Source organism: Paraliomyxa miuraensis, assembly GCF_026337845.1.
Taxonomy (GTDB): Bacteria; Myxococcota_A; Polyangia; order Nannocystales; family Nannocystaceae; genus Paraliomyxa; species Paraliomyxa miuraensis.
In genome coordinates this window covers 154,715-170,590 of the sequence record NZ_JAOVZF010000162.1, presented here as the reverse complement: position 1 = coordinate 170,590, position 15,876 = coordinate 154,715, and the positions used below count along the sequence as shown (strand labels likewise).

13 protein-coding genes are annotated in these 15,876 nt (G+C 69.3%); 1 reads left to right on the top strand and 12 read right to left on the bottom strand.

What is annotated here, in order from left to right; genetic code table 11:
- Positions 1-34: 34 nt before the first annotated feature.
- The 11 genes from OEB96_RS38370 to OEB96_RS38320 all read right to left on the bottom strand — a co-directional run bounded on the left by OEB96_RS38370 (position 35) and on the right by OEB96_RS38320 (position 12,529).
- Positions 35-1,156: a DUF418 domain-containing protein gene (locus OEB96_RS38370; RefSeq protein ID WP_266221864.1), complete on the bottom strand. Its 1,122-nt coding sequence runs from the start codon at positions 1,154-1,156 to the stop codon at positions 35-37.
- Positions 1,153-2,370: an MFS transporter gene (locus tag OEB96_RS38365; RefSeq protein WP_266221863.1), complete on the bottom strand. Its 1,218-nt coding sequence runs from the start codon at positions 2,368-2,370 to the stop codon at positions 1,153-1,155. Before OEB96_RS38365 ends, OEB96_RS38370 begins: the two co-directional genes overlap by 4 nt.
- Positions 2,363-3,820: a radical SAM protein gene (locus OEB96_RS38360; RefSeq protein WP_266221862.1), complete on the bottom strand. Its 1,458-nt coding sequence runs from the start codon at positions 3,818-3,820 to the stop codon at positions 2,363-2,365. The genes OEB96_RS38365 and OEB96_RS38360 overlap by 8 nt, the downstream gene beginning before the upstream one ends.
- Before the next feature lie 46 nt (positions 3,821-3,866).
- A complete protein-coding gene (locus OEB96_RS38355) occupies positions 3,867-4,607 on the bottom strand; it encodes a hypothetical protein (RefSeq protein ID WP_266221861.1) in 741 nt (246 codons plus the stop codon).
- Positions 4,604-5,152 carry an RNA polymerase sigma factor gene (locus OEB96_RS38350; RefSeq protein WP_266221860.1) on the bottom strand — a complete coding sequence of 183 codons (549 nt, stop codon included), beginning with the start codon at positions 5,150-5,152 and terminating at the stop codon, positions 4,604-4,606. Before OEB96_RS38350 ends, OEB96_RS38355 begins: the two co-directional genes overlap by 4 nt.
- 143 nt (positions 5,153-5,295) lie before the next feature.
- On the bottom strand, positions 5,296-6,108 hold the full coding sequence (locus OEB96_RS38345) for an RMD1 family protein (RefSeq protein ID WP_266221859.1): 813 nt from the start codon (positions 6,106-6,108) through the stop codon (positions 5,296-5,298).
- 107 nt (positions 6,109-6,215) lie between these two features.
- Positions 6,216-6,707, bottom strand: coding sequence for a hypothetical protein (locus OEB96_RS38340; protein ID WP_266221858.1), 492 nt, complete (start codon positions 6,705-6,707; stop codon positions 6,216-6,218).
- A gap of 32 nt (positions 6,708-6,739) precedes the next feature.
- On the bottom strand, positions 6,740-8,326 hold the full coding sequence (locus OEB96_RS38335; protein ID WP_266221857.1) for a GH25 family lysozyme: 1,587 nt from the start codon (positions 8,324-8,326) through the stop codon (positions 6,740-6,742).
- Between the two features lie 79 nt (positions 8,327-8,405).
- Positions 8,406-9,479, bottom strand: a complete 1,074-nt coding sequence (locus OEB96_RS38330; protein WP_266221856.1) for a vWA domain-containing protein — start codon at positions 9,477-9,479, stop codon at positions 8,406-8,408.
- A gap of 208 nt (positions 9,480-9,687) precedes the next feature.
- Positions 9,688-10,764, bottom strand: coding sequence for a hypothetical protein (locus OEB96_RS38325; protein WP_266221855.1), 1,077 nt, complete (start codon positions 10,762-10,764; stop codon positions 9,688-9,690).
- A 163-nt stretch (positions 10,765-10,927) separates the two neighbouring features.
- Positions 10,928-12,529: an NHL repeat-containing protein gene (locus tag OEB96_RS38320; protein WP_266221854.1), complete on the bottom strand. Its 1,602-nt coding sequence runs from the start codon at positions 12,527-12,529 to the stop codon at positions 10,928-10,930.
- Between the two features lie 238 nt (positions 12,530-12,767).
- On the opposite strand from OEB96_RS38320, the gene OEB96_RS38315 reads away from it, so the two are divergent.
- On the top strand, positions 12,768-14,294 hold the full coding sequence (locus OEB96_RS38315; protein WP_266221853.1) for an OmpA family protein: 1,527 nt from the start codon (positions 12,768-12,770) through the stop codon (positions 14,292-14,294).
- A 138-nt stretch (positions 14,295-14,432) separates the two neighbouring features.
- On the opposite strand, the gene OEB96_RS38310 is transcribed toward OEB96_RS38315, so the two are convergent.
- Entirely contained in the window at positions 14,433-15,872 is a 1,440-nt protein-coding gene (locus tag OEB96_RS38310; protein WP_266221852.1) for a hypothetical protein, read from the bottom strand.
- Between the last annotated feature and the right edge of the window lie 4 nt (positions 15,873-15,876).

The window sequence follows — 15,876 nt, the reverse complement described above, 5'->3', positions numbered from 1 at the left end:
TCCGAGCCGAGCCTGCCCGTGGAGAGACGAGCACCTATCTGGCCCGTCGCAGCAACCACTCGGCCGGCCCATGGGTGAAGCGGCGCAACCACGCTCCACTGATCGCCACCTGTACCACGACGATCGCCACCGCGATCACGACCGCTCCAGTCAAGCCGACGCGGCCCCACGCCCCCAGCCCCCAGCCGTAGAAGATCACGCTCAGGGCCACCGAGTGGGTGATGTAGTGGGTGAGCGTCAGCCGGCCGGCGCGAGCGAGCGCGCGCGCGATCACCCCGCGTCGGACGAGCCATGGCCACAGCACCGCGGCATAGGCGATGCTCCCGAGCGGAATCGCGATCGCATACACGGCGTCGCGCATCACCCCCAGCGCGGACACCGGCCGCACGGGGACGTCGCCGAGGAACGCGAGCGCCACGTTGGCCACCAGTGCGGACACCACGAGCGCTCCGATGGTACGCGGCGTCGGGCGCGGGCGCTCGCGGACGGCGAGCATGCCGAGCACGAACAGGCCGAGGATCCGGACCAGGCGACTCGAGTACAACGCCAGGATCCAGCGCTCGCGCACGAACTGTGCGTTCGCATGCAGCAGATCCACGTAGGTACCGCTCGAGAACACCGGCAGGAGCTCGGCCGGGCCGTGGCCCAGTTCCTCGCCCGAAGGATCACCCCAGACGACTCGCGCGAGCAGCAGCATGGCGCTGATGACCACGGGCGCCATGAGACACGCGGTCGCGGCGATGACGAGCCTTCGAGCCGACCAGCGATGCCACCACAGCAGCGGCACGGCGGCGACGGCATAGAGCGCGATGATGTCGCCGAACCACAGCAGCCACGCGTGCGCGGCTCCGATCGCCAGCAGCATGAGCAACCGACGCGCCGCGAGCGGCACGACCGGAGCGCCCCGGGCTCGAGCGCCATCGATCATCAAGGCAAAGCCGGTGCCGAACATCAGCGAGAACAGGCCGTAGAACTTGCCCTCGACGAGCACGTGCAGGGCGAGCGCCAGCGCCTCATCGACCGCGGGTGCCGACAGCACGGCACGCTCCGCGGGAGTCGCCACCGCATACCCCGAGAACCACGTCACGTTGACGAGGATGATCCCGCACAGCGCAAACCCCCGCAGGGCATCGAGCGCCTCGACTCGCGGCCTCACGACACCCCCGCGGGGACGACGGGGACCGTCGCATCGGGGGCACGCGCCGTGGCCCGCCACCATACCAGGTACACGAGCGAGCCAGCGGCCGGCAGAGCCACCAGGACGCCGAGCACCGCCGCCACGCCCACCCCGTCCCAGATCGCCCCCAGCGCGATGGGGCACACGATCGCCGAGCCGCTGCGCACGGCATCCTGCAGCGCGAGCATGCGACCCTCGTGATGGGCGGCGACGCGACGCGACACGTAGGTGGGGACGACGATCGACGCGACGATCTCCCCGAGCGTCCACACCACGGTGCACGACAAGAGCGCCCCGATCGACGCGCCCACGGCGAGGATGGCGAGCCCCCCCGCCCACAGCGCCCCGGCGATCGCCATCATGGCGGCCTCGTTGCGACCACGGAGCGCACGCTCGATGGGGAACGACAAGCCGAGGATGCACGCGGCGTTGATCGAGTACACGACCCCGACGAACACCAGCGCCTCGTCGAACGTGGTCGCGACGAGGATGGGCACCGCGTACTCCAGCCCCATCAACGGCGCCACGAGCAGCACGCTGACCCCGCAGAAGGCGACGATCCTCGGGTGCCTCGTCCACACGCGCAGGGTCGAGGCTCGATCGCGATCGGACCGCGCCGCAGGCGGGTGTACGGACGAGATGCCGACCGCGATCAGCCCAGCGCACACCAGTGACGTCGCGATGTCGCCCACGAACACGGCGTGGAACGACGATGCGGCGAGCAGCCCCCCGAGCAGCGGACCCAGCCCCATGCCGATGTTGATGCACACGTAGTGCACCGTGTAGGCCAGCCCGCGCTCCGCCTCGTTGGTCGCATCGGCGATGAGCGCATTGGCGGCCGGCATCCACATCCCCGCCCCGGCCAGCGCGACGGCCAGCGCCACCGCGTACGCTCCGCCCCAGGGCAGCGCCACCGCGAGCGTACCGACGCCGATCACGTTGACCAGCAGCGCGGCCAGCAGCGCGGCCTTGCGGCCCACCCGATCGGCGAGCTGTCCCCCGGCGAGGTTGCCGAGGAGCAAGCCCACGCCCCCGGCCGCGAGGATGCGCCCCGTCGCCGCCAGGCTCAGTCCTCGCTCCACCGACAAGTAGATCGTCAGGTAGGGGACGACGAAGGTCCCCAGGCGCGTCGCAATCGTCCCCGCGTACAGGAACGCGAGCGGCCGCGGAAGCCGGCGCACGCCTTCAAGCACGGCGCCCATCCAGCCAGATCTCGGCGAGCTGCCGATTGTTGAGGGCATTGGTGTCGGGGGCTCGTCCCGTCGCCGCCGCGCGACCGAGCGCCTCGCCCTCGTCGATGTAGGCGTCGACCGCGGCCCGCGACGAGTCCTGCTTGAGATCGCGGACGAGGTGGCCCATGAAGACCTCTCCGAGCAGCGACAGCGCAAGGCCATTCGGCCCCTCGACGACGAGCCCCTCCTGCTGGAGCGCCGCGAGCGTCGCTTCCTGCCGAGGCGAGATCACGCTCGAGGCCCGCAGCGCACTCAGGTGGGCCCGCGACAGCCCTTCCCAGCGCAGCGGGAACGTCCACAAGGCCATGTCGCGCTGGTGGATCGTGGAGCACTTGGACACGCAATACGGGGGCTCGCCGCGCTCGACGGCCGCGCACCACGCCTCGATGTCGACCAGGTTCTCGACGCGCACGCCCGGCATCGTGGCGATCGCCTGCGGCCCCACGCCGAGCAAGAACGTCTCGTACCCCGCCGCGCCGATGCACTCGTCGCCGGCCAGACGCGCGAGCGTGGGACCGTCGACGCGCCGCGGATCGACGTACGTGTTGGTCCCGTGGCGGACCCAGCCGGCTCGTCGAAACGCACCGTAGGTCTCCAGGCGCATCAGCGCCTGATCGAGGGCGCATGGCGCGGTCGGGATCGTCCCCGCGCCGATGGCCGCGAGCAGCGATGGAGCCGCTCCCGGAGTCAGCAGGTACGAGCTGATGGCATGGATCCGTCGTTCCGCCATGAGCTCGTCGAGATCGGCGGCCACGCCCTGGCGGGTCTGGCCGGGCAGCCCCGTGATCAGATCGGCATTGACGACCGGGATCCGCCCGTCGATCCACTCCAGGACCCGCTCGAGGTGCTGCAGCGATCGGGGCTGTCGCATGTGGCCGCGCACCTCGGGGTCCAGGGATTGCAGGCCGAAGGACACCTTGGTGACGCCGAACGCCGCGAGCGTGTCGATGAAGTCGCGATGCACGGTGCTCAGGGTCAGCTCGACCGACAGCTCGGTCTCGTCGCCAAAGCCGGGGAGCTCGTGCACGGCCTGCAGCACCGATGCCATCGCGGGGCCCAGCAGATCCGGGCTGCCGCCACCGATGTTCACCGATCGAATCGATCGACCCTGCATCGCCGTGCGCGCCCACATGCGCCGCAGCTGACGGACCAGCAGCCGCGCGTAGCGCTCGGCCTGGCGCCAGTCGAGGCTGTTGCCGCCGGAGAACGCACAGAATCGGCAGCGCTGCGCGCAGAACGGTACGTGCAGGTAGAGCCGCAACGAGGACTCCGGCAGCACCGGTGCGCTCTCGATTGCGTGAAGGACTCGCGGCATCGACATCGTCGGATCATCGGGCTGCATCCAGTAGTCGATGGTGTTGCGGGCGAGCCCGTCGTAGCGGGTCCCCAGGAGTCCAGATGCATGGATCACGATCCACCCATGTCGCGGGCGGGCGTCGACCTTGCGGCGCTCCCGATCAGATCTTCACGTGGCTCAGCACGCGCGGCTCGTCGAGCGGCGTGACTTCGTAGAGCACGTAGCTTCCCAGGGTGCGTCGGAAGATCCGGTAGTCGGTGTCGTCGGGCAGCTCGGGCTGCGGATCGGCCCACGGCGGCTCGATGCAGACGAGCACGTCGGGACCCGCGGGCAGCAGCTGCACGACCATCAGCCGCTGCGCGGGAAGCTCGTGCGCCTGGCAGCTCACCCCCGTGAGGCCGCCACACTCCCACACGAGCTGCATCCCGAGGTTCGCCACCAGCGTGGGCGTGCCTTCGGCTGCACTGCAGCTCGGCGATGGCGGCTGCTCCAGCGCGCAGTCCATGTCGCCGGGGGGCGATGGGTACCGTGCGGCGCGCAGGAAGTCGTGGAGCTGCTTGCCGGCGACCTGGCTCGGTGTCGCCACCGCGAGCGCCGAGTCGTGCGTGCCCTGCGTCGCTGGGCCGCCGCCACGCGGCCACGAGAACACGAGCACGAGGGCGGCCGCGACCGCGAACGCCACCAGCACGAGGGCACGTGAGCGGTCTTCGCCAGGGGGTTCCCGGCTGGTCGCGCGACTCGAGAGCGGCAACGGATCGACGCCCTGGGCTGCATCACGCGGCTCGGCCTCGCCCATGGAGGCCGCGATTGCGGCGATCCGATCGTTGAGCCCGTCCAGGGACGGCGGGGCGAACTGCCGACGCAACGAGTCGTCGATCGCTTCGTGCTCGCGGTCGATCATCGACTTCCCCCTCCTTGGGTCGCCCACTGCGGCTCACCCAGCAGCTTCTGCATCTTGGCACGCGCACGCGAGACATGGCTCATCGCCGTGCCCACGGGGATGTCCAGCAGCTCGGAGATCTCGGCATAGTCGAGCTCGACCACGGTCTTGAGCAGCAGGCACGTCCGCGCGGTCTCCCCGAGCGCCTCGAGGGCCAAGCGCACGTTGGCGTCGAACATGGCCGCAGGGGGCTGGTCGTCTCGGGCGGGCTCGCTGGAGGCCTCCTTCCGCAGCGCGCGGCTCCGCCGCTCGCGCTTGCGGCGGTGATTGAGCGCCACGTACCGCACGAACTGGCCGATCCACGCGACGAAGTTCGACTCCGGTCGAAAGGTGTGGAGCTTGCTCAGTGCCGTCAACGCGGCCTCCTGCAGCACGTCCTCGGCCTGGGCGCGCTCGCCCAGCACCCCGGCCGCAATGCACCACAGCACCCGCGAGGACTCTCGGAAGCGTTCAGCGAATTGCGCCGGGGTCAGCACCGCGGCGTGGCTCGAGTCTCGCGTGGGCATGCCCGCTGGGCCCGGTCGACCTTCCCATGTCGCGGGCCCGCCAAAGCCTTGCACGAGAAATTCGCACGGCAGGACGATTGCCAGGGGGATGCGCGGCCGCCCGGGCGCGGCGGGAATCGCGCAGGCCACCGGCCTCGAGCGCGCTAGCCGGCCTCGACCAAGGTCTCGACCAGTGCCATCACGATCTCCACCACGATGAGCCACACGATCGCCCACTCGAGGAAGCGAGAGCGGCGGCCCTCCCAGATCCCCACGATCGCCGACAGGCCGTGCTCGAGGCTCCCGATGCGATGCATCAGCGCCTCGTGGCGCTCGGCCAGCTCGAGGTGGGTCACCAGCAGGTCGTAGAGGTGGTCGACCACCGGGTCCTCCCACGCGCGCTCGGGGCGGTCGAGGTGCACGAACCAGCGCGCGAGCTCGAGCCGCGAGACGGTCAGGCCGGCGATGCGCTGGATCATGGGACGCACGCCGAAGGGCGTGCGCCCATGCCCGGCGAGCGCCCGCGCGAGGCCGAGGCCCTGCTCGAGCAGCGGCTCGGCCCCCCGCTCGTAGCGCTCGAGGCCCGCCGAGCGCGCCAACGCCAGCGCCACCGCGTCGACCACCTCGTCGTCGAGCCGCGGGATCACGATCCGCTCCCACTCGACCCGCCCGCGCTCGGCCCGAGCATCGATGGCCAGGCGATAGTGATCGACCGTCTCCGGGAGCACGGTGCACCTCGTGCAGTGCTCCACGAACGCACGAAGCTCGGGGTCGAGCGCGTCGGTCCCCAGCACCACCACCGCCCCCAACGCGAACACGTACACCCGCTGCTCGCCACGCGCGTACACGAAGCGCTGCGGCGAGCGCAGCCGCGGCTCGGGCTCCCCTCGATGATCGCGCGTGCGCAGCTCCACGCGTCCATCGACGGCCAGGGTCATGAGGGAGAGCTCGGCGGGAACGGAGCGATCGGGATCCACGATCCCCTAGCTTGGCTCGTTCGCGGTGACGTGCCGCGCGCAGCGTTGGCGTCTTGGACGTCCGCACGGCGGGACGACATGGGAGCGCTCCGAGCGCTCGAGCCCCGTCAGCCGGCGAACGTGATCTCGAAGCTCCGCACCTGCGCACAGGGAACGTCGTCGAGCAGGTTGCAGTCCTCGCCCACGCAGCTCACCTCGACGCGTTCCTCGCCCGAGGCCCTCGTCTCCGAGTCGAACGTGCCCTCGATGCGAAGGTCCCACACCAGGGTGGCCGCAAAGCCCGCGATGTCGAAGGTGGTGAGCTCGTAGTCGGGGCACACGAAGTCGTACCCGTCGATCTCGCACACGATGTCGGGCGTGTTGCCGCGCTCGATCTGGAACGAATCGCCGGAGTCGTAATCGATGAAGAACATCGACAGCGTGGCCTCGACCGTGGTCTGCGCAGAGCAGGTGTTCGACGTCGACTCCGAGGAGGCCGTCCACGTGCCGTCACGCGGGGTCACGAGCGCGGCCTCGTCTCGGCTGCAGGCCATCGTCGAGGCCAGGGCCAGGCAAGACCCGACTCCGATTGCAATGACGACGAGACGACGGCTGGACATGGGAACGAATCGCGGCTGCATCGACATCGGCCCTACCCGAACCTTCGAGTTCGACGCCGACGCACTGCGGCGATCCCCAAGAGCAGCGACCACGCCCACCCGGACGTGCCCCCGTGGCTGCGGCAGCCGCAGCCGCCACCATCGTCGTTCTGGCCGGGCGACGCGAACGTGTCGCTGCCGCCGCCACCCGTGCTCCCGGTGCCCCCCGGAAGGCCGTCCTCGTCCCCGACGCCGCTGCTGGTGCCACCATCCGGGTCGAGCCCGGTCTCCCCGGCGGTGTCGTCCACGCTGCCCCCGTCGAGCCGGGTCACCCGCAGCGCATCGGCCACGATCATCACCTCGAGGTCGACCGACTCTCCGGTGTCGTCGTCGATCCGCACGGAGTGATCGGTGCCGGCCTCGAACATCAGGTCCCCCAGCGACACCCAGCCGGCCTCGGCGCTCTGGTCGACCATCTCCACCGTCTGCCCCCCGGCGTGGTCGATCCGATAGGCCGCGTTCTGCGTCTCGCCATAGGGCTGCTGGATGTGGACCTCGACCGAGTAGAGCCCAGACTCCTCGAAGTACAGCCGCCAGATCGCATAGTTGGACGGAGCATCGAAGTCGGTGGCATGCGTCCACCGCAGCGACCCGCCCTGCCCGGCCGCCTCTTCGCGCCAGTACTCGAGCGGGCCATGGAGCTCCATGCACGCGTCGCCGTCGTCGATGGTGCCACCATCGGGGCCGATCACCCCGCACGGCGGGCAGTCGGCTGGGCACTCGTAGGGATCCTCGCCGAACGTGCACGATCCATCGCCGCAGACTCCGCTGCCGACCGACAGGCCCATGAGGTCGTCGAGGTTGCCGTTGAAGGTGTCGCCGTCCACCGCCCCCGCGATCCCTGCGATCGACTCACAGGCGCAGTACTGGTGGAAGGTCCACGTGTCCCAGTAGTCGGGGATCAGCGGGCAGCCGGGGTTGTAGTTGGCGATCCACAGCGGGTGATCGATGAACTCGTCGGTCCCGACGTTGTCGTTCCAGTAGTAGTAGCCGGTATAGATGATGGGGGGAACGCCGGTGGCTGCCTCCACGTGGTCGAGCCATGCCCGGATCGCATCGGCGTAGGGACCGGGGGCGACGGTGTCGGAGCTCTCGACGTCGATCATCGGCGGCATGTCGCCGGGCTGCAGCGGACCCATGTGGTCGAGCAGGAACTGGGCCTGCGCGATGGGATCCTCCTGGGGCTCGAAGTACTGATAGACGCCGGTGTGGATCCCCGCCGCGCGTGCTCCGGCGAGGTTGGCATCGAACTGCGGGTCGAAGAACTGGGTGCTGTGCGAGACGCGGACCCACGCAAACGTGATCCCGTCGGCCGCCACTGCGTTCCAGTCGATGTTGCCCTGGTAGTAGGAGACGTCGATGCCCTGCAGGGTCTCGGGGCCCGCACACACCTGGCCGGCGGTGGGATCGGGGGGCGAGACCAACCCGCGGAGCCCGTCGCCCATCACGTTGCCGTGGGGCCGATCGGCCAGCGGTGCCGCCTCGGTGGGGCTCGATCCCGCCACCGAGAGCACGAGCCCCGCGCCCACGATCGATGCCCCCCGCGTTCCCTCCTGCAACCCTCGCCCCCAAAGCGCCATGGCCGTCCTCCGCGGCGCAATCTTGCCACGACGAGCACGGCCCTGGCGGGCGAAGCCCCGGTCTCCAGCGTGGGCGTGACTACGGAATGTGCACGGCGTCGCAGGGAAAGACCGCGTCGACCTGATGCTCGCCGCCGTCTTGCAGCGTCGCGCAGGCGTCACCGAGCAGCTCCAGCGTGTTGGCGTCGGGCAGGTGGTAGTCGACGTCGCACTGGAGCTCCATGCCGTCGAGGAACACGGAGCCCTCGCATGCCTTCGAGAGGTCGACCTCGCCGTCGATGAGCAGCTCGCAGCTCACGAAGGTGCCGATGATCTCCTCGAACGCATCGACGAGCTGCTGGGCATCGAGGGCCTGGTAGTAGGGAGCGGGCATGGGATCGTCGGGGTCCTTGCCCACGCCCACGTTGGCCATCTGCTGGAGGTGGTCGGCCCCCACGTCGTCGCCCACGCTGATGATGTAGGTGGTGATGCCCAGCTCGAAGGCCTGGGCGGCCGCATCGAGCGAGACCTGCTGACCCTCTTGGGGATTGGGCTGCTCGCAGGTGTCGGGCTCGCCGTCGGTGGCGAGCACGATGCCCTTGGGACCGTCGGCCTGGAACGCGGCGAGCTGCTGCGCCACCGCGGCCAGCGACTCACCGGTGGGAGTCTCGTCGACCGGATCGGCCGGGGCGAACTCGGCATCGATGGGCCCGTGGTTGTCGAGCGCCGGCTCGACCGTGGTGAGCAGCGGACACTCGCCGCCGTCGAAGCCGTCCTCGCTGGTGTAGAGGGTGAGACCGAAGCGCACCGACGATTGCAGCGTGGAGACCACGCCATCGGCCGGATCCATCAAGGTCTCGTAGATGGCTTCCCACCGCGGCTGACCGGAGAAGTCGTCGGTCATGCTGCCGGATTGGTCCACCAACAACACGAGGGTGGGGATGATGGGTTCGACCTGGACCTGCACGTCGGCGCACCCTCCCGAGGTGAATTCGGGGGGCATCTCGGTGGGCGAGCTGTTGCCACCGGCGATGTCGAGCTTGACGTCGCCAGTGGTGAGGCCAAAGGGGTCGGTATCGAAGCCCTCGGTGCTCTGGGGAGGATCGCGGTCGGAATCACCACACCCGACCGTCACCAGCCCGAGCGCGAAAAGCCACGCGCTGCAGTTCTTCACGAGCAAAGAGACTACTCTCAGTGCGCTCCGTCGCAAGGGCCGTTGCTGCGCTCTTGTCGTAAGCCGGATCGGGTCTTCGACACGAGCGGCACGTGAACGTCACGATTCGATCACCCGGTCAACGCCGTGGAAACTCGGCGTCGAGCTTCGCCCGGCAGCCGGGTCCCGGGTGGCCGGTGCTGGATCCTCGGCACGATCGTGATCGACGTCAGGTGGGCGCCTGCGCACCTTCGTCGTCGTCGATCGGCCACAGCTCCACGCGCAGGCGCGAGGCCGAGGGATCGGCGGTGCGAAACACGAAGCGATAGCGACCGGGCTCGCCGACCCATACCGAGCCCTGGTTGGCCGACGAGCTCAGCGAGCCCTCGGTGGGACAGAAGCAGGGCTCGATCTCGACGGAGGCATCACCATCGGCGGCGAGCTCCACCGCGTAGGCTCCGGCGCGCGGGAGGTCGACGATGACCGCCGTCTCGCGCCCGTACCGCGACCCGAAGGTGTTGACCACATCGGGATCGCTGCAGGCGAGCTCGGCGTCGAAGCGCCACTTCCGCCCATCCCACGGAGCCGATGGGCCGCTGCACAGCGCCGGGTTGCCGTGCAGCGCGGGGGTGGCGACCTGGAAGCGACGATCGACCGCGCCGATGTCGGCATGCAGCACCCGCTGGGCACACTCGTCGACGGTGCTCAGCGGATCGCCACGATCGATGCAATCGACGAGGTCCACCAGCGCCGGCGTGCCGTGCTCCTGCCGCACGAAGTCCACGAACTGCGCCGCGAGCGGGTAGTGCTCGTAGAGCACCTCTTCGCGGGCCAACACGGTGGCCAGCGGGGGATGCGGCCAGTCGGTCCCCGGCGTGGGGCACCAGCTGTCGCCCAGGGTGCCCGCGACGCCCTCGCTGAGGAAGCGATCGGTCATGCCCAGATCGGAGCCCGAGACCACGTGGTGCACCAGCTCGTGCCAGATCGCCCGCGGCGCGTAGCTGGGCACGAACGAGGCATCGACCCAGCCGCCGATGTAGCAAGCCATGACGTCGTCGCACCAGCGGGCGGTGTCCTCGACGATGTAGACCTCCATGCGATCGGTCGGGTCACGAGCAATGCCCAGCTCGGACTCCACGAAGTCCACGTGTCGGTCCCAGGCCCGCAACGTGCCCGCGCACAGCTCCACGTCGGCCTGTACCCCGACCGAGACTCGTCGACCTTCGGCCTCGAGCTCGGGTAGGAGCGGCTGGCAGGCGAGCAACCCCGGAAGACACGCGGCGAGCCCCCTGGCTCGCAGTGACAAGACGAACTACCTCTTGGATCAAGCTAGCAGCGACCCCGAGGTGAGCCAGGCGACTCTTGCATCCGATGTGAATTCTCGGACGCGATCGGCGAGGGCCAACGTCCGGCGTAGGACCCGCCCCCGGCGTCCGGCCCGATCAGGTCGGGCCGGGCCGGGCGCAGGCCTACTGGCACAGCGGAAGGTACGAGAGGTTGGAAACGCTCTCGCCGTAGGCCCCGAGGTTCACCGGCGGCGCCATCACGTCGTCGAGGTCGACCTCGTAGAGGTTGGGGCCGGTGGAGAGGTAGGCCAGGCGGGTGAGCGGATTCCACTCGAGTCCGACCGGGGACCACGCTGCACCGAAGAACGGGTCCAGATCGCGCAGCAGGGTCGCCTCGCCGGTGCTGGTATCGATCGCGTAGATCGAGTGGTCGATGCCGTTGGCCACGAGCAGCCGCCCCAAGGAGCAATCGAAGGCCGTGCCGCAGGAGTTGATGTTCAGCGTTGCCCCGCCTGCCGTCACGATCGGGATCATGCCGGTGATCTGGCCGGTGGCCGGGTCGAAGGTGAGCAGCTGGTCGGCGTGGTCGATGCCGTACAGGCTGCCGTCGGCTCCGAACTCGAGCCCGCACACGACGCTGCCCGCCATGGCGTAGGGGATGCCCACGGGGGCCAGCTCGCCGGTCCCCATCATGCAGGTCGCCGCGTAGTCGACCGTGTAGAGCTGCACCGTGTTGAGGTCGTTGACGAAGATCTCGCCGAGCGCGTTGACGGAGCCGGTCACGATGTTGACCGGAGGCACGCCCCCCATCGGGGTCTCCAGCGTGACGAACGGGCCGAGCATTCCCATGGGGCCGACCGTCTCGATGGTCTTGGGGGTCATGGCCCCACCCTGGAACGGGGTGAACGCCATCAGGTCCATGGTGTCGGGGTTGAGGTCGGGGTTGGTGTCGTAGCAATCGGCACCGCCCACCGGTCCTCCGCCCCCGCCTCCTCCACCGCCGGGGTTGGCGTCGCCCCACCCGTCGTCGTCGGCGTCGGCCATGCACTGGCCCGGCGGCATCTCGAGCTCGGCCGCGCCCGGGTACACGTTGGCGTCGTCATCGAGGCAATCGGTCCCCACGTCGACTCCCGGCGGCGGCGCGTCGTCGCCCCAGTCGTCGTCGTCCTCGTCCTGCATGCACGCCGTCGGGTCGTCGTTGGGCGCCGCCCCCGGGAACGTGGTGGCGTCGTCGTCGAGGCAATCGGTCCCGGGGTCCACGCCCGGCGGCGGGGCGTCGTCTCCCCAGTCGTCGTCGTCCTCGTCCTGCATGCACGCGTTGGGATCGTCGTTGGGTGCGGCCCCCGGGAACGTGGCGTCGTTGGTGTCGTCGCAGTCGTCGTCGTTGTCGACGGTGCCCGGCGGCTGCTCGTCGGCCATCTGGCACATGTCGGGGTCGCCGAAGCCATCGCCGTCGGCGTCGACGCACCACAGCGAGGGGCCGGAGGTCTCGGTCTGGCCCATGGTGGCCGTGTCGTCGAGCGTGCCCATGGTGTCGGTCCCCTGGGTGGTGGTTCCCGACTGCGAGCTGGTCATGCCCATGGTGACCGTGCCCATGGTCGCGGTGCTCATGGTGTCGGAGACCGATCCGTCGGTGGTGCCCGAGTCGGTCTCGCCCTCGGAGTTGGCGGAGGGGCACTGGCTCTCGTCGACCTGGCCGAGCCCGTCGTCGATGCAAGGGTCGGCACAGGCGACGGGGACACCAAGGCAGAGCAGGCCGGCCAGGGAGCAACGTAGGTCACGCATACCGAGCCAGGATACAGCGGCACTCGGATGGGCAGACACCACGTTCTGGGGGCCGCCGAGCGGACGAAAACCGGAATCCGCGCATCGCATGGGCGGGTCGCGGGCGCGGAAGTGGGCCCCCGCGGTCGGCCATGTCCGCATCCGGGACGTAATTCACCCCATGAACCGGGGGTGATGTGGGTGACTTGCAAGAAGGTACGAACGTCGCGCACCATGCCGGCGGACCCCCATGAGCACGATGAGGAAGGGTATCGTCACCACCTGCTCGGTCTTGCTGCTCGGCGCGATGTCGAGCCAGGCCCGAGCCGCCGAGCCAACCGCCGAGGGCGGCACGGAGGGCAAGGCCTCCGGCGGCGTTTCACTGGGCACCAAGGACGGAGCCAAGGCCGACGGCGACGCGAGCGGCAAGAGCGACGCAAAGGGCAAGAAGGCCAAGAAGCCCAAGGACGACAAGGCCAAGGGCGAGAAGGATCGCGGCGACGTCAAGTGGATCAAGCGCTGGGCTCCCGAGCGCAACATGGCCGAGCTCGGGCTCTACGGCGGCGTGCTGTTCCCGGCGCGGCGGCTCGAGCTGTTCGAGCCCGACCAGACGCTGCCCGACCAGGGCTTCAAGGAATTCAAGCGCGTGGCGCCCTCGATCGGCCTGCGCCTCGGCTACTACCCGCTGCGCGTGTTCGGGGTGGAGGGCGAGGCCGGGGTGATGCCCACGCGCACCAACGCCGACGACATGCGGGCCACGCTGTGGGGCATGCGGCTCCAATTCGTGGGTCAGGTTCCGCTGTGGAGCGTGACCCCGTTCGTGCTGGTGGGCGGCGGCATGCTCAACGTGGCCAGCGACCGTGCGGCGGTGGGCAGCGACGTGGATGCATCGATCCACTTCGGCGGCGGCGTGAAGGTCTTCATCAACCGCTACACCATGCTGCGGCTCGACGTGCGCGACCACGTCACCGCCGGCCAGGGCGTGGACGACGGCGTGATCCACAGCCCCGAGGTGCTGCTGGGCTTCTCGCTGACGCTGGGCCGCAAGAAGCTGGCGCCCAAGCCCGGCGACCGCGACGGCGACGGCATCCTCGATCCCGACGACCAGTGCATCGACGTCCCGGGCGTGCCCGAGTACCAGGGCTGCCCCATTCCCGACACCGACGGCGACGGCATCCTCGATCCCGACGACAAGTGCGTCGACGTGCCCGGTGTGCCCGAGTACGACGGCTGCCCGATCCCCGATACCGACGGCGACGGCATCCTCGATCCCGACGACGAGTGCGTCGACGTGCCCGGCGTGCCCGAGTACAAGGGTTGCCCGATCCCCGACACCGACGGCGACGGCATCCTCGATCCCAGCGACAAGTGCATCGAGGAGCCGGAGACCAAGAACGGCTACCAGGACAAGGACGGCTGCCCCGACGAGGTGCCCCAGGATCTCGGCAAGTTCACCGGCGTCATCGAGGGCATCTACTTCGACGTCGACAAGGACAGCATCAAGAAGAAGTCCGCGCCCAAGCTGCAGCGGGCGCTCGACGTGTTCAAGAAGTACCCGGACGTGAAGGTGGAGATCTCGGGTCACACCGACAGCACCGGCAACCGCGAGCACAACCTCGAGCTGTCGCAGCGCCGCGCCGATGCGGTCAAGCAGTGGCTGGTCGACCGCGGGGTGGAGGAGTCGCGCATCACCACGCGCGGGTCCGGACCCGACGAGCCGGTGGACACCAACGACACCAAGGCGGGGCGCGCGAAGAACCGGCGGATCGAGTTCAAGCTGAAGTAGCAGCGCGCGGGCACGGTGCGGGAGCTCCACGGGAGCCCTGGCGCATGAAGCCAACCAAAGCAGAAAGGGCCGACGGAAGACCGCCGGCCCTTTCTGCTTTGTTGGCGTTCGTCGCTGGTTCGTGGTCGGCGGCCGGCGCTACGGCATGCAGATCGGCAAGTTCTGCAGGTTGGAGACCGGGCTGGGGAACATCCCGATGAGCTCGGGATCGACGGTGTCGTCGGTGATATCGACGCGCCACAGCTCGTTGCCGGTGGACAGCAGCACGGAGTGGGTGGTCGGCTCGTACTCGAGACCGGTGGGGCTCCACGGGCCCGGAACCGTCATCGACAGATCGCGGAGCACCTCGGCCTCACCGTTCGTGGGATCGACGGAGTAGATGGTTTGATCCAGGCCATTGGCGAGCAGCAGGCGTTCCTGCGAACAATCGCGCGCCGTACCGCACGAGACCACGTCGAGCAGCGCGCCATCCACCGTGAGCGGCATGGTGTCGATGACCTGGCCGGTCGCGGGGTCGAACGTGCGCAAGTCGTCGCCGGTGTGACCGAAGCCGTAGAGGGTGCCGTCGCGGCCGAACTCGAGCCCGCACACGATGTCGCCCATGGGACCGTAGGGCATCATGCCTACGGGGGTGATCACCCCCATGCCCATTCCGCAAGCGTCGGCATAGTCCACCGTCTGCAGGCGCACGGCGTTGAGATCGTTGGCGTAGATCTCCATCTGCTCGTTGAAGGTGGAGGTCACGACGTTCGTGTTGGGGATCCCGCCGCCCGGCGTCTGCAGCAGGACGAAGTCATCGAAGCTGGCGTCCATGACGTTGACGAAGTTGATGGTCTTGGGCGAGAAGGCCCCGCCGTTGTACGGCAGGAACACCGTCAGCTGCAGCGTGTCCGGATTGAGCTGCGGGTTGGAGTCATAGCAGTCGCTACCGCTCTGCGGCCCGCCGCCGCCCCCTCCACCGCCACCGGGCGGGTTGGCATCGCCCCACCCGTCGTCGTCGGCGTCCACCGTGCACAGCTCGGGCTCGTTCTCCGCCGCCCCCGGATGCGCATCGGGATTCTCGTCGTCGCAGTCGGTCCCCGGGTCCACCCCGGGCGGAGGATCGTCGTCGCCCCAGTCGTCGTCGTCCTCGTCCTTCATGCAGGCATCGGGATCGTCGTTGGGCGCCGCCCCCGGGAACGTGTTGGGGTTGGTGTCGTCGCAGTCGTCGTCGTTGGGCACGGTGCCGGGCGGCATGTCGTCGGACTGCGTGCACATGTCGGGATCGCCGTAGCCATCCCCATCGGCGTCCACGCACCACAGGTTGCCGCCGCTCTCGGACTCGGTCGCGGTGCTCGACTGCGAGCCCGACATGCTCTCGGTCGAGTCGAGCGAGTCGGACATCGTGTTCGTGTTCGAGTTCGAGTTCGACTCCGTCGCGCTCGAGTCGGTCGCGCTCTCGGTCTCGGTCGCGGTCGCGAGCGAGGGACAGGTGCCCTGGTTGACTTGGCCGAGCCCGTCGTCGATGCACGGGTCGGCGCATGCGGTGGGTAGGCCAAGAACGATCGCAGCAACGAAGGAGCGACTTAGGTTCGACATGTCG